The organism is Niallia sp. 01092, assembly GCF_052318935.1.
Classification (GTDB): domain Bacteria; phylum Bacillota; class Bacilli; order Bacillales; family Cytobacillaceae; genus Niallia.
Genome location: NZ_JBQRKO010000001.1, coordinates 23,476 through 36,819 on the forward strand (window position 1 = coordinate 23,476; position 13,344 = coordinate 36,819).

A 13,344-nucleotide genomic window follows, 5' to 3' on the forward strand; every position below is an offset into this window, starting at 1 on the left:
GCTTGAGGTGAGTAAGAATGATTAAAGAAAGTTTATATTTTATATATAACGGAAGAAAATCTAGTGATTTTGGTGTTGTTAATGTATCTATGCAAACACCATTAACTGAACACTTAATTGCAGACAGAAAGATATATGAGATGTATGCAGCAGGTAAAGACAAGCCTTATTTTAGCCATGTGAGGAAAGAGCCTTTAATGTTTGACATTTTTCTTTACTTTGAACATGGGTTTGGTAACGATAAATATTCAAATAATTTATTAGAGGAAATTGAAGAATGGTTAGATGTTGACGAATATAAGATATTAGCTTTTGAATCAAATCTTGATGTTATTTACTATGCAATGCCATATGAAGAAGTGACTTTATTTCACGATGGATTAGGTCAAGGTTATCTTCAGGTACCGATGAAATGTAATTCTCCATATAAATATAGTCATGTAATTAAGACACCTTTTTATAATACAACTTCTAAAAATGAGTTTGAAATAATGAATAAAGGAAGAAATATTTCTCCAACTATCGAGATTAAGAAAATAGGAGATGGAGATTTAAAAATATACAATAAACGTAATTATACTAATCCAGTCATAATAAAGAATCTAAAGGATTCAGATACATGTAGAATAACGAAAAACTATTTTCATATTGATAATTTTGATTATTATAAGAATGATTACAGTGATTACTTCAATTATAGACGAATAGAATTTGCTTACGGAAATAATGAGATCGTCATTGAGGGCAGTTGTTATATAAGTTTTACGTACCAATTTGAATATACATAAAAAAGGGGAAATAAAATGAAAAAAATAGATGAAATCATAAAAGAGGTAATGGAAGCATACCCAGAAATAGCAAGTAAACAAGTATTGATGGAAAGTATCACTCAAGGCTTTTTTAGATTACATGGATTAATTGAACTGACAAACCAAATAAGCAGGAATCCATTTTTATCCTACTTGTTTGATGATGTAGATAATGTGAAAATCATTCCTGTATTTGATTTAAGATTAAGTTATTTGACCAAGGGTGACTTAGAGTTCGAATCCATTTTAGCAGATAACTATGATTATTTGAGAGATTGTTTGCTTGATATTAGATATAAGTTTGTTCCTACTGTCAGTAAGGATGATTATTATAAATGGGTAAATAAGATGTTTGAACAAGGGAACTTTACTGAATCAGGTTGGCAAGTAGTTAATGAGATAATTGTTTATGATGATGAGCCTTCTTTAATTCACTAGAGAGGGTTTTTATTATGGAAAGAAAATGGAGGAATGGATATATGAAATATGTTAAACGAATTGGAGAAATCGAGGAAACTTATGAAGGAACATTAGATGAAATTGTAGATATGATGAAATTGCTAATAGAAGCCAAGTCTGAAAAACAGGCAGTTTCTTATCACATCAATGAAGATAATAAAAAGGAATTATTTGAACGAATGGAATCTTTATTTAATGTTAAGCCTAGCGTAAATGAGTTTCATGATAAATTAAAAGAAATTTTAAATGTAGCTGATGAATTATCAAACGATGCAATTAGTTATCTATTTTTATCGAATGTGAAAGCATATTTTGAGATTGATTGACTCAGGTTTCGTGATGACCTGAGTATTTTTTATGAGGAGAGAATAATTATAAATAGGTTTTTGTGTCAGTGATAAAGAAGTGTAAATTTACACAAAATGATGTTAACTTGTAAAGGGGTGAAATTGTAAAAATGGATGAGCTAATGAAGCTAAATGAATTAGGTTTGACTGAACAACAAGATGAAGCTGCATGTCTACTTGCTTACGGAGGCATGGAGAAACAGATGATTGCTAAAGCTGTAGGAGTATCACGAACCACATTATATAAGTGGGAAAAGAAGCCAGAATTTATAGAGGCGGTAGACATATACAAACGTGACAAAAAAAATGTATCACGCTCGTTGATGCTTGGATTGCTTGAGGAAGCTGTCAAAGTACAGGCGGCATTGCTTAAATCTGAGGATGAAAGTATCCGACTAAAAGCCAGTGATCGTATTGTTCAACATGTTCTAGGTAAACCATCAAGTAGTATTGAATTAACAACTAATCTAAATAATAATGAAGGTTCTACTCCTAAAGATATACTGGAGATGGAAGACGAGGAATTTGAACGAAAAATGTTAGAGGAATATGAGGATGTTGAATCTGATGATTAATTAGACAATGTACGTTTTTGTATGTATTCATACATTCATATTGTTGATATTACTATACTTATGTATTATAATAAGAATATAGATACAATATCGTACATTGGAGGTATGAAAATGGATGAAAAGAACGTACAACCACTAAGAACAAGAGAAGAAATTGAGGAAATGAAATGGTCATTAAGAAGACATTGTAGTGAACGAGATCACTTTATGTTTGTATTTGGTATTAATACTGGACTTAGAATAAGCGATATTGTTCCATTAAAAGTTAAAGATGTAAAGAATAAACAACATGTTATTAAGAAAGAAACTAAAACAAAGAAGATTAAACGATTCTATCTTAATAATACTTTACGTGAAGAGATTGCTACATATATTCAAGGTATGGATGATGAGGATTATCTATTCCCGAGTCGTAAAGGTGATAAGAATATATCTACAACTCAAGCCTATAGATCACTTGTTAAAGCAGCAAAGATGATAGATAGAGATGATATAGGTACTCATACAATGCGTAAAACGTTTGGCTATCATCATTATCAAAGAAATAAAGATGTAGCGACTCTTCAAACGTTATTTAATCACTCTGCACCGTCCATTACACTAGGATATATTGGAATAACAGACGATGAAGTAGAAGCAACACTTATAGATTTTTCACTATAAGACCTGAAAATGGTCTTTTTTATTTGGAATAAAGAGAGATTCATGATGCAACTTTGACTGTCAGACAGCAATAACAGCCTTATATGAAGCTTTATCTATTCAGATTATATATGTATCAGCGATGATATGAGGTCATAAGCAAGCGATATGAAGGGATGAGGGGGTACCATTCTGTCTAAAAAATGGTGAAATATGCCCGCAACAACCTTCATAAATTTTTTCTGAAATTTTTTTTATTGGAGGTGATTACAATCGCATCACAAATTGACAAAATTAATAATAAGAGAAATCGTGATTTGTTACGTGAGTATCTAGCTAAAGACTACATGAAAAAAGGATACTCGCCTAAAGAAGCAATTCAACGTGCAAAGTATCTTATGCAAAAATATGAAAAAAATCTATTCGGTGAAAAAGGTTTAGCTTGGAGCTTAGGTAAGAGATCGTTAGAATTCTTTTGCTTGTATTACTTACAAGATGTATTTGTAAACGATGATGATTGTGCTCCTATCGCTCCTGTCCATAAACAAATATGGCTAGATATTGAAGATATGATTTTACGAAATACTCACGCTCGACAAGGGTATATCCTACCAAGGGGTACAGGGAAATCTGCATTTGGAAATTTAAGTGCAGTAGTGTTTTGTCATGCGTACCGATTAAAAAGGTACACATTAGTAGGGTCAAGTATTGGTAACACTTCTCGAAAATTTATTAAACAAATTAGGGATTCTATTGTAGATAATATTTACATGGAGCATTCCTTTGGTAAATTAATCGACTCATCCAATAGAAGTCTAATAAACAACGCTGATATGATCGAGTTCACAAACAAAAGTATGGTCGAAAGTATTTCCAGTACGTCTCCTATGCGTGGTCGTAAATATGGGAAAAATATCCGTGTTGAACTTTTAATTTTAGATGACTTTCAAGATGATGACGATGTGAGGACGGAAACCGCAAGGGAACAGAAGTGGAAAAGATATTCAGATGATGCTACTAAGGCTATTCAGAAACCTAAGAAAGATGAAAATGGAAAGATTGTTAAACAAGCCCATATGATTGCATTAGGAACTTTGCAACATCCAGAGGACTTCTACTCTAGATTACACAAAGACCCTACTTGGAAATTTAGAAAAGAAAAAGGTGTGCTTGTAGATGATGTAGATGAATTTTTCAATGAAGGTCTATGGTTAGAATTTAAAAAGCTTCTTACTAATAATAAAGATGAGAATCGTTTGGATACTGCTAAGCGTTTTTATTATGACCATGAAGAAGAAATGCAATATCCTTTATTATGGTCTGAATTTTGGGATTGTTTGGATTATGCTTTAGATTATTATTCAAATCCAGCTTCATTTAACCAAGAGGTACAAGCTAAACTAGATTCAAAAGGTCAAAAGAAATTTAACACTATTATTACTGAATCAGATAAATCAATTAATGCTCATGATTTTACTAAAACAATGTTAGTTATTGACCCAGCTGGAACTAAGAATAAACAAAAACGAAAAGACTATTATGCTTATATAGTTGGGAGCCTTGGTGAAAATAATATTCGCTATGTAAGAAAAGGATTAGTATTTAAGCATGAGTATGAGGACTATATACAACAAACCTTAAAATTACTTAAAGAATATCCAGAAATTACACATATTTCAATAGAGAAAAACACGTATTCAGGAGCCGATGTTATCAGACTTCAGGAATTAGTTAGTCTTGATTCTGAATTGAAAAGACGTAAATTTGAATGGATTAATAAACATCAAACGAAAAATAAAGATGACAAAATTAATACAATTGTCGGAGATGTTAACTTAGGTCAAATTGTCTTTAATGAAGAAGATGAGGAGCCAATCGAACATTTAAAAGAGTTTGCTGGTTGTGATTATAGTCGTACAGATGACTTTGCAGACTGTTTAAGTGAATTTGCAAAACAAATATTAGAAATAGAAATTTTAAAGTCAGTCAAGAGTGTTCCTAGGGATTGGCTTTTTTAGTATGAGGTGGAAAGATGGAGCAAGAAAAAATAATATTATTACTCTTAGATGAGATGGATAAAAGGAAATCATATTATGAAAAATTAGAAAGATATTATAATGGCGATCATGACATTTTATATGAAAATGCTTTCTTTGATCAAACCAAAAATGATAGACGAGCAGTATTTAACTATTGTCGTAAAACTGTACAAAATTATGTTGGTTATATGTTAGGTAAGCCTATATCGTACCAATCTAAAAATGGAAATAAACAATTTATTAATTCCATTGAAGCTCATTTTGGATACTGGGAAAAGGAACATAATATCAAACTAAAAGAACTTAGTGAAGTATATGGCGTTTCCTATGAGGTAGCATATTCTACTAAGAATAAAGAATTTCAATGTGCTGCATTTAGTCCATTAGAAATGATTACACTGACAGATGGGACAATAGAAAAAAATGTTTCATTGGCAGTTAGAAGATATAAGAAAAAATTTGATGATACTACCTATGTAGATGTTTGGGATAGTACATTCATAACTAAATATTCACTGAAAAATCAATTATTAACTGTGATAGATAAAAAACCACACTTATTTTCTTCTTGTCCTGTAAATGAAAATCCTAATAACGATTTAAAAAAATCTGCATTTGCTGATGTTATAAGTATTGTAGATTTATATAATGCTGCTAACTCAACTGCTGTGAATGAGATGTTAGACCATAGAAGTGCATATTTAGTTATTGAAGGAGCGGATTTGGACTATGAAGAAGCGGTAAAAATGAAACAAAATGGTATACTAATTACTCCTCCGGGAAGCAAGGTTTATTGGGCTACGAAAGATATTAATAACAGTTTCTTTAATGAGATGTTAGATAAGTGGCAAGATGAAGTATATATTCAAACAAATACTGTGAATTTAAATGAAAACTTTCAATCTAATACAAGTGGTGTTTCTATTCGATTGAAATTACAGGAATTAGAAAACTTAACTGCTCTTAAAGAAGCCACTTTCGAGAAAGTCATTAAGAAGCGTTTAGAATTATTCTGTGATTGGCTACAAACCGCAGAAGGTAAAGAATGCTCCTATAGAGACGTAGTTATCTCATTCAGTAGAAATGTTCCTGTCGATGAAAAGACTATTGCCGATATGATTGTGGAATTAAAAGACATGCTTCCATTAGAAGATTTATTGTCATGGCATCCTAGAGTATCTAATCCTCAAGCAGCTATTGAACGTTTAATGAAGGAACGTGATGCAATGGGATTAAATGAATTAGATAATGCATTACAAAATAGAAATGTGAATAGAGATGAATAGTTTAGATGAAGCAATCATTGAAATTATCGAAGAAAACATTAAAGATATTGAAACAAGTGAATTAGAGATTGCTGAACTGTATAAGAAACAAGAGGAAAGTACTATCGATTACATAAGTAAGCTATTTATCAAACTTGGTAAAGATGGATTGCTCAATTACTCGGAAATGTTAAAGTATAATCGTTTGCAATCATTTCAGAATTATTTGGAGGAACAAGTCAAATCACTCATTGATAAAGAATCATCAATTGTTAATGGACTGCTATTCTTATTGTTCAGTCAAGTTTATTATAAACAGGCATATACGCTTGAAAAGTTTACTAAATCAAAAGTTAAATATCGAAAATGGGATAAAGATGAGATCAATAACATCGTCAATTTTAACTGGAATGGTACTTCTTATATGGATAGGATTAAAAATAATCATATTTCATTAGTGAGTAAAATTCTTACATCTTTCACACAAAGTTTAAGGAAAAATGAGTCTATAGATGCTATCGCAAAGAATGTAAATAAGTCGATGAATATTCGATATAGCCACAGTAAATCTTTAGTGGAAACTGAGGCTTTTAGGGTTATTACGGATTCACAAGAAAAATCTTTTGTAGATAGTCGAATAGTTGAAAAATTGTTCTTCCACGCTACATTAGATGAGAAAACAACAAACTTTTGCAGAGAACATCATGGACTTATTTATCCTATTGAAAGTTTAGATAGACCTATGCTTCCGGCACATATTCATTGTAGAAGTATATGGCTACCAATATTAATAGAAGAAACTAGCCAAAAGGAATATCAGGAATTTGCTACTTATGACGATTGGTACGAATTTAATATTTTAGATTAAGTCACTCGTATGGGTGGCTTTTTGTCTTTTTTCTATTTGTAGACGGCATAAAGAGCAAATAGAACACAAATAAAACACATTGAGGCATGTACTTAATGGGTTAGGAGGAAGAAATGGATTTAAAAGAAGTAAGAGAGTTCCTAATGGGACAGAAAGATACAGACAATGTAAAAGCATTGTTAGGAGAACTTTATACGCCTACTGTAGATGGAGTTAAAGGGTTCCTAGAAGATAATGAAGACGGTAAAAAATTACTTCAATCATTATCAGATTCACGAGTAACACAAGGGATTGAAACTTTCAAAAAGAATAATCTCGAAAAATTGATTGAGGATGAAATGGCAAAAAGAAATATGTCTGAAACTCCTGAACAAAAGCAAATAAGAGAACTAAAAGAACTTATTGCTGCACGAGATAAAGAAGCTTTAACGAAAGAATTAAAGGCTGAAGCTTTGACAACTCTTTCTGAAAAGAAATTACCAGTGTTTTTGGTGGATCAATTATTAGGCAATGATAGTGAATCAACTAAACAAAATTTAACTAAGTTTGAAGAACAGTGGAATGCTCAAATTCAAACAGTTAAAGATGAAATTTTAAAGAATAATGGAACGGTTATTGACGATGGTTCTAATGGTGGAGGTTCCACAGGAAACTTCATGGATGCTATTCTAAGTAACCAAACTCGTAAGTAATTAACTTATTAAAAAACAAACTATAAAATTATAAAGGTGGAAATTAAACATGGCATTTTTAAAAGATCAATTAGCAGGATTTGTACCAACAGAAAGTTCATTTGAAATTATGAAAGATGTAACTCAAGGTTCAACTACATTAAAACTTTCTAAAGTAGAAGAAATGAAATCTGATAAAAAGAAATTCACTGTTTTAGCTAATGGAGCTGGAGCTTACTGGGTTGGTGAATCTGAACGTATCCAAACTAGTGAAGTATCTTACATTTTCCCAGAAATTGAAGCTAAGAAATTAGCAGTAATCATCCCTGTAACTAAAGAAAAATTAAATGATACTGTAATTGATGTATTTAGTGAATTAAAAGGTGAGATCGCTAAAGCTTTCTATAAAGCTATTGACTCAGCTTGTTTATTTGGAACTAATTCTCCATTTGCAAAAAATATCTTTGGTGCAGCAACAGCGGCAGGAAATACAGTTGCAAAAGGAACGAATACAAGCCTAGATTTAGACGTTTCCGATGTAATGGCACTAGTTGAAGATGGAGGGTTAGACGTTGACGGTTTCATTGGTCATCGTGGAATTAAAAATAACTTACGTAAATTACGTGATGCTAATGGTAATGCTCTATATGTCGATGGTGTGAACCAAAAAGAATTATATAACATTGCTGTTGAATTTGCTGATAATGCGAGTTTCGATAAAACTAAAGCAGAACTACTTGCTGGTAATTTTGACTATTCTTTAGTTGGTATTCGTCAAGGGATTGAATATGAAATCCTAAAAGAAGCTACTTTACATACTATAACTATGGGTGATGGAAAACCACTCGCTTTAGCTGAACAAGACATGGTGGCTATCAAAGCAACTATGCGTTTAGGTTTCTTACCTATTAAGGATGAAGCTTTTGCTGCATTAACTCCGCAAGCTGGAGCTTAATTTATACATAGAATAGGAGGCTTTTATAGTCTCCTTCCCTTTTGATGGGAGGTGTAACATGAAAAAATATGCAAAGGGAACACATTTGGTTTATTTGACTGATAAAGCATATGAGACTATCTATAAAGATTTAGGTTATTTGGAAGTAATTTCTTCTAAATACGAAAGGTCATATTTGGAAACTTTGTCTTATAGAGGACTATATGCTCTGTATTCCAGAAATGGTTTAGTTGAACATATGGCATCTCATATGAAGGAATCGAAGGAAGAAATGATTAAACAATTAGAATTAATTGAAATCAGATTTAATACTCCTGAGGAATCAGTCGAACAAAGTGTTCTTGATGAATTGAATGGAGATGGTGTAAATAATGAATAAGTATCAAAATAAAGATGGACATATTATTTTTGCTACTGAAAAAGCTTTCAAAGTTTTATATGAACGACAAGGATATGTTCCTTTTAAGGAAAAGAAAACTAAGTCGAGTCAAAAAAGTGTGAATTCAGATGGAACTAACTAATATTAAATTATTATTGGATATCACTGATACAACACAAGACGGTTTATTAAATCTTTATGTTTCTATGGCTACTGATTATATTTTAGATGAACTGAATCTTAATACATTACCACAATCACTTAATACCTTAGTGTACGAAATGGTTGTGTTTTTATATCGAAGCAAAGGTGTAGAGAATTTAAAATCTAATGAAGAAGGAAGTTTAATTGAAACATATATCACTGAATACCCTCCCAACATACTGAAAAGATTACAAAATTATAAAGATCGAAATAGGAGTATAAGAGTTATTGTTACGTAACTCTTATTTTTTATGTTGTTAAATAATATTTTTAATCGTCCTGCAGTAGTTGAAGGAGTTGGAGAGATTTACCCCATTCAATTAAAGGATTGGGATGAATTTGAATCGTATCTCAGTGTGCTCGTGTTATCAAAATCAAACTTTCCTACAGAAGATGAGTCTATCCCATTGCTGGATAGGATTTTATTTTACATTTCTAATAACCCCGATGAACTTGAAAAGTTGATTAACCTATTTAATTTAACAACTAGATCAAGTTCATTTAATTTGTATTCTTTGGAAACTTATTTTTTCCGTGATGACGATGGAAAATTAATAACTTCATTGAATTATGAGGAGTTTCGTAAAGTTGTTCTTCATCAAAATGTAATCTTGGAGCCACGTATATTTAAAGACCCACGTGTCGCTGAGTGGGCTGAGAAGGCTTTGAAACTAAAAAATAAAGATGCAGCTAACATTACTTTGGAAGACATGATTAGTACAGTATCCGTTGTTAAATGTAAGGATTATGACGTATTGGAAAAATACACTATGTATCAATTGAAAACAGATTTTCAACGGATTAATCAAATTAAGTCCTATGATGCAACGGCTAACTTGCTAGGCAATCCTTATGCTGCGAGTGAAGTTAAACTTAACCATTTTGCAGAGTATTTGGATTTATATGCTGATCCATACAAGGATGTATTCAAGAAAAGTAGTTCATCAAATATAAACCAAGCATTCAAATAATAAAAAACTATAAAAATAAAAGGATAAGGTGAATATATTATGGCAGTAATTACAGATGTTTTTGAAATGATTTTAATTGATGATGATGGAGACGTAATTGGTAAAACAACTTTACAAGATTCAAGCATCGAGGTACAGGTACAAGCAAATGACGTTGTTGGTGGCAGAGGTGGAGAGGTTATTGGCGTATTACATTCAAATCGTACTACTACAATAAATTATAATGATATCTCGTTTGATTTTGAATGGGTAGCCAAGCAATTTGGACAAGATGTTGTCACACATGCCGGAATTGCCTATCACATGCCTAAATGGTACTTAGCACAAGATATTGGTGGTGCAACAAAAATTACAGTTGAGAAAACTCCAGCAACAAACCATGAGATGAAAATTTATAAAGAAGATGGACAACGTGTGACTGGTTTTTCTGTATCAGGAAATGAAGTAGACTTTACTTCTGCAACACCGGCTGTTGCAATTGGAGAATCACTGGAAGTAAAAACCTATATCTATAACACTCCTGCACAAACACAAGAATTCTTCATTGATAACAAAGTATTTGCTAAAGGAGTGAAAGCTGTACTTGAAACCTTAGAAGTAGATGAATCTACTGAAACTGCTACACATAAAATTCAGTATGAATTCTACAAAGCTATTCCAGATGGTAACTTTACAATTAACACTGCTTCAGAAAGAACAGCACAAGCGATGGGTTCAAGTTTACGAGTGATTAAACCTCGTACTTCAACTGTTGTAGGTATCGTTAAACGTATTCCAATTGCTTAATTAATACATAGGGGACTCTCATTTAAAAAAGGGAGTCCTTATTCTTTTATAAAGAAGGTGAAAAAATGAAATTAAAAACAGGGTATTTCTTCGGTGCAAAAGGTGCATTTCTCGGCTACGATTCTGACGGCAGACCGATATACGGCAGTCCTAAACCAGAAATCCCATTTAAATTTACATGGGAACCATTTTCCCCATTACTGGCAACTAATACATATGGTTTATCTACTATTGAAGTTAGATATCGGTTATTTGTCAGAAAAAGAAATGTAATTCCTAGTACATATGATAAATTTAAAACAAACACTGAATTCGTTTACAATGGATATAAATATAAGATTACTTATACTTTGAAATATGATAATCATTTGGAAGTGTTGATAACTGAAGTAGGAGCATACACATAAAAAAAGAATAGTGTAAATTTACACTATTCTAAATGTTGTTATCATGTACTTTGATTTAAATAAAAAGCCTAATAAAATTCACAATATTTACAACTAATCCTAAAATTTGCCCTGCAATTATTATATATTTAATTTTGTTTAGCAGTGGTGTATTCTCATTTTGAATATTATTTGGTTTGTTAATCTTTTTTAAAGGAAATAAACGAGCAATAGAAACCCCTATAAATAATAGACCAAATAAAATAAATCCAAGTACTACTAAATTAGGTGTTCCAGGTACTGCAGCTTTAAACATTAGAATAAAAAATGTAAAAGATAATCCAATTCCAGCTTCTAAAGCACCATCATCTTTTGTATAATTTGTTATTTCTGCACCAAAACCACACAAACCAATAACCAAGCACCCACTTGCCACGATTTGTAAAACCATTTCATTACCAAAAATTTCCCAACCGAAAAATAAAACAAAAGAGGCTATTAAAGAAACTATAGCTATAACAAATCCTATATGTGGATTTTCTTTTGGATTACTAGATTCATTAGTTTTAACTTGAACTTTAGCCACTAAATTCTCTCTCCACTCTTAATATAATAAAAAATAAAAATTTTTTGTTACCTATTAATAGTTACCTATTTCAAGTTTACACTTTCCCTCAAATAATTCAACAACTTCATCTGCTTCTGTATATTCACCATCTCTCCTCCTAAATCATTTTCTCCTTAAAAAGCCTCATCATTTAATATGTCTTTTACAAATTGTAAAGCACTTAGCGTATTTATTAATCGAAAATAATCCTCAACCTTCCACAGAGAAGGATCATCCCGTCCGTGAAGAATCCAATTCCTATTAATAACCTCTGGTCTTTCTTCATCAAAATTTCTTGATAAAAATAGTGATTCTTGAAAAAAGTGGAACACAGAGTACATAGCAATTGCACTAAATTTATTACTTTCAATATCAACATCTTTCTTCCATGAGTTTAATAGTCTTGCACCAATTAAATTATTATTAGCAATAAGACTAATTTCACCTTCTATAATAGCTATCAAGTTTGGAATAGCCACTTTAAATATCCCTAGTTCATAACATTTAAAACATTCTTCAACCAACGAAGTCCATCGAGAATCTATAGTATCAATTATAGTTTTTTGTGCATCTTTGTAGTTAGGTAGATTTCCATTTTCATCTTCATAACTGTAATATGAATAAAAGTATGCATCTGTTTCTTCTGCTGACATATCTATTAATTCTCTGTTCAAATAATCTCTTGGTAACATTTCTCCTGTTAATGTCCACCCATATTTTGAATTATTTGCAGTTATTTTTCTAACTTCTTCAAAATCAATTTTTGGAAAGCTTATTCGTGGTAATTCAATTTTCGGTATCTTAATTTTAGGGAATTCATAAACGAATTTTGGTATATCAAAGGCTTTTTTATTATAAGTACTCGAAATTATTGTATATATTTCAGGAAGTTTTGTTAAGTATTTAGTAGATTCAGCTATTCTATTTGCTAAATTAGTATATTCATCAAATTTCATCTGTCAATCCCCATTCTAAAATATAGATAAATCTATTTTATGTACATATATTATAAATGATTTAGCTTCCTTTTTCTCCTATTTAATACTTTAGAACTGAAAAAAATTGTATTATTTGTGAACTTACAGGGATAATTAACTACTAAAGAGAATAATCTAAGTAGTCAGAAAGGAGGGAAGATAGCATGAAAGATAATGAATATGACCAGTTAACTCAATTTAAAAATGAATATGAAAATGTACAAACTCCCGCAGATTTAAAAAGTCTTATAGACTCCTTCTTAGAAGCGTTTCCATTAGAACCTCACCAAGTAAAAACTTCACGCATTTCTTAAATTAACATTCGAATAAATAATTTTACGCATCCAAAAAATATAAAATATTTTTACTATTTCCTTACAATAACATGGTAAAATGTTACTAAA

The 13,344-nt window shown here is 31.1% G+C and carries 19 protein-coding genes; 17 read left to right on the plus strand and 2 right to left on the minus strand.

The window, feature by feature from the left end; all coding sequences use genetic code 11:
- Positions 1–17 precede the first annotated feature (17 nt).
- The 16 genes from ACTXGU_RS00125 (at position 18) to ACTXGU_RS00200 (ending at position 11,377) form a co-directional block, all read left to right on the plus strand.
- On the plus strand, positions 18–788 hold the full coding sequence (locus ACTXGU_RS00125; RefSeq protein WP_443479466.1) for a hypothetical protein: 771 nt from the start codon (positions 18–20) through the stop codon (positions 786–788).
- 15 nt (positions 789–803) lie between these two features.
- Positions 804–1,247, plus strand: coding sequence for a hypothetical protein (locus tag ACTXGU_RS00130; protein ID WP_443479467.1), 444 nt, complete (start codon positions 804–806; stop codon positions 1,245–1,247).
- 14 nt (positions 1,248–1,261) lie between these two features.
- A complete protein-coding gene (locus ACTXGU_RS00135; RefSeq protein ID WP_443479468.1) occupies positions 1,262–1,594 on the plus strand; it encodes a hypothetical protein in 333 nt (110 codons plus the stop codon).
- A gap of 131 nt (positions 1,595–1,725) precedes the next feature.
- Positions 1,726–2,190 (plus strand): phBC6A51 family helix-turn-helix protein, encoded by a 465-nt coding sequence (locus tag ACTXGU_RS00140; RefSeq protein ID WP_443479469.1) that lies wholly within the window; start codon positions 1,726–1,728, stop codon positions 2,188–2,190.
- 111 nt (positions 2,191–2,301) lie between these two features.
- A complete protein-coding gene (locus tag ACTXGU_RS00145) occupies positions 2,302–2,853 on the plus strand; it encodes a tyrosine-type recombinase/integrase (RefSeq protein ID WP_443479470.1) in 552 nt (183 codons plus the stop codon).
- A gap of 242 nt (positions 2,854–3,095) precedes the next feature.
- Positions 3,096–4,850, plus strand: a complete 1,755-nt coding sequence (locus tag ACTXGU_RS00150; protein WP_443479789.1) for a hypothetical protein — start codon at positions 3,096–3,098, stop codon at positions 4,848–4,850.
- 14 nt (positions 4,851–4,864) lie between these two features.
- Positions 4,865–6,157: a phage portal protein gene (locus tag ACTXGU_RS00155; RefSeq protein WP_443479471.1), complete on the plus strand. Its 1,293-nt coding sequence runs from the start codon at positions 4,865–4,867 to the stop codon at positions 6,155–6,157.
- A complete protein-coding gene (locus tag ACTXGU_RS00160) occupies positions 6,150–7,004 on the plus strand; it encodes a minor capsid protein (RefSeq protein ID WP_443479472.1) in 855 nt (284 codons plus the stop codon). The genes ACTXGU_RS00155 and ACTXGU_RS00160 overlap by 8 nt, the downstream gene beginning before the upstream one ends.
- 113 nt (positions 7,005–7,117) lie before the next feature.
- Positions 7,118–7,696 (plus strand): DUF4355 domain-containing protein, encoded by a 579-nt coding sequence (locus tag ACTXGU_RS00165; protein ID WP_443479473.1) that lies wholly within the window; start codon positions 7,118–7,120, stop codon positions 7,694–7,696.
- A 49-nt stretch (positions 7,697–7,745) separates the two neighbouring features.
- Entirely contained in the window at positions 7,746–8,630 is an 885-nt protein-coding gene (locus ACTXGU_RS00170) for a phage major capsid protein (protein ID WP_443479474.1), read from the plus strand.
- Between the two features lie 58 nt (positions 8,631–8,688).
- Positions 8,689–9,009, plus strand: a complete 321-nt coding sequence (locus ACTXGU_RS00175; RefSeq protein WP_443479475.1) for a hypothetical protein — start codon at positions 8,689–8,691, stop codon at positions 9,007–9,009.
- Positions 9,002–9,151, plus strand: a complete 150-nt coding sequence (locus ACTXGU_RS00180; protein ID WP_443479476.1) for a hypothetical protein — start codon at positions 9,002–9,004, stop codon at positions 9,149–9,151. Before ACTXGU_RS00175 ends, ACTXGU_RS00180 begins: the two co-directional genes overlap by 8 nt.
- Complete coding sequence (locus tag ACTXGU_RS00185; protein WP_443479477.1) at positions 9,138–9,452, plus strand: phage head-tail connector protein; 315 nt, start codon at positions 9,138–9,140, stop codon at positions 9,450–9,452. The genes ACTXGU_RS00180 and ACTXGU_RS00185 overlap by 14 nt, the downstream gene beginning before the upstream one ends.
- A 12-nt stretch (positions 9,453–9,464) precedes the next feature.
- Positions 9,465–10,184, plus strand: coding sequence for a hypothetical protein (locus ACTXGU_RS00190; RefSeq protein ID WP_443479478.1), 720 nt, complete (start codon positions 9,465–9,467; stop codon positions 10,182–10,184).
- A gap of 39 nt (positions 10,185–10,223) precedes the next feature.
- Positions 10,224–10,970, plus strand: a complete 747-nt coding sequence (locus ACTXGU_RS00195) for a hypothetical protein (RefSeq protein ID WP_443479479.1) — start codon at positions 10,224–10,226, stop codon at positions 10,968–10,970.
- 65 nt (positions 10,971–11,035) lie between these two features.
- Positions 11,036–11,377: a hypothetical protein gene (locus tag ACTXGU_RS00200; protein WP_443479480.1), complete on the plus strand. Its 342-nt coding sequence runs from the start codon at positions 11,036–11,038 to the stop codon at positions 11,375–11,377.
- Positions 11,378–11,432: 55 nt separating this feature from the next.
- Here the strand turns inward: ACTXGU_RS00200 and ACTXGU_RS00205 are convergent, their stop codons facing one another.
- On the minus strand, positions 11,433–11,942 hold the full coding sequence (locus ACTXGU_RS00205; RefSeq protein WP_443479481.1) for a hypothetical protein: 510 nt from the start codon (positions 11,940–11,942) through the stop codon (positions 11,433–11,435).
- 155 nt (positions 11,943–12,097) lie between these two features.
- On the minus strand, positions 12,098–12,919 hold the full coding sequence (locus ACTXGU_RS00210; protein WP_443479482.1) for a hypothetical protein: 822 nt from the start codon (positions 12,917–12,919) through the stop codon (positions 12,098–12,100).
- 185 nt (positions 12,920–13,104) lie between these two features.
- On the opposite strand from ACTXGU_RS00210, the gene ACTXGU_RS00215 reads away from it, so the two are divergent.
- The gene (locus ACTXGU_RS00215) at positions 13,105–13,254 is read left to right on the plus strand and encodes a hypothetical protein (RefSeq protein WP_443479483.1); all 150 of its coding nucleotides are present in this window, start codon (positions 13,105–13,107) and stop codon (positions 13,252–13,254) included.
- Positions 13,255–13,344: the final 90 nt, after the last annotated feature.

Bases quoted from the DNA above. Each gene is read 5' to 3' on its own strand.
- ACTXGU_RS00170 (WP_443479474.1), top strand. From the start codon at position 7,746: ATGGCATTTTTAAAAGATCAATTAGCAGGATTTGTACCAACAGAAAGT.
- ACTXGU_RS00200 (WP_443479480.1), top strand. From the start codon at position 11,036: ATGAAATTAAAAACAGGGTATTTCTTCGGTGCAAAAGGTGCATTTCTC.
- ACTXGU_RS00210 (WP_443479482.1), bottom strand. From the start codon at position 12,919: ATGAAATTTGATGAATATACTAATTTAGCAAATAGAATAGCTGAATCT.
- ACTXGU_RS00130 (WP_443479467.1), top strand. From the start codon at position 804: ATGAAAAAAATAGATGAAATCATAAAAGAGGTAATGGAAGCATACCCA.
- ACTXGU_RS00125 (WP_443479466.1), top strand. From the start codon at position 18: ATGATTAAAGAAAGTTTATATTTTATATATAACGGAAGAAAATCTAGT.
- ACTXGU_RS00135 (WP_443479468.1), top strand. From the start codon at position 1,262: ATGGAAAGAAAATGGAGGAATGGATATATGAAATATGTTAAACGAATT.
- ACTXGU_RS00160 (WP_443479472.1), top strand. From the start codon at position 6,150: ATGAATAGTTTAGATGAAGCAATCATTGAAATTATCGAAGAAAACATT.
- ACTXGU_RS00165 (WP_443479473.1), top strand. From the start codon at position 7,118: ATGGATTTAAAAGAAGTAAGAGAGTTCCTAATGGGACAGAAAGATACA.
- ACTXGU_RS00145 (WP_443479470.1), top strand. From the start codon at position 2,302: ATGGATGAAAAGAACGTACAACCACTAAGAACAAGAGAAGAAATTGAG.
- ACTXGU_RS00190 (WP_443479478.1), top strand. From the start codon at position 9,465: ATGTTGTTAAATAATATTTTTAATCGTCCTGCAGTAGTTGAAGGAGTT.
- ACTXGU_RS00140 (WP_443479469.1), top strand. From the start codon at position 1,726: ATGGATGAGCTAATGAAGCTAAATGAATTAGGTTTGACTGAACAACAA.
- ACTXGU_RS00175 (WP_443479475.1), top strand. From the start codon at position 8,689: ATGAAAAAATATGCAAAGGGAACACATTTGGTTTATTTGACTGATAAA.
- ACTXGU_RS00215 (WP_443479483.1), top strand. From the start codon at position 13,105: ATGAAAGATAATGAATATGACCAGTTAACTCAATTTAAAAATGAATAT.
- ACTXGU_RS00195 (WP_443479479.1), top strand. From the start codon at position 10,224: ATGGCAGTAATTACAGATGTTTTTGAAATGATTTTAATTGATGATGAT.
- ACTXGU_RS00180 (WP_443479476.1), top strand. From the start codon at position 9,002: ATGAATAAGTATCAAAATAAAGATGGACATATTATTTTTGCTACTGAA.
- ACTXGU_RS00155 (WP_443479471.1), top strand. From the start codon at position 4,865: ATGGAGCAAGAAAAAATAATATTATTACTCTTAGATGAGATGGATAAA.
- ACTXGU_RS00185 (WP_443479477.1), top strand. From the start codon at position 9,138: ATGGAACTAACTAATATTAAATTATTATTGGATATCACTGATACAACA.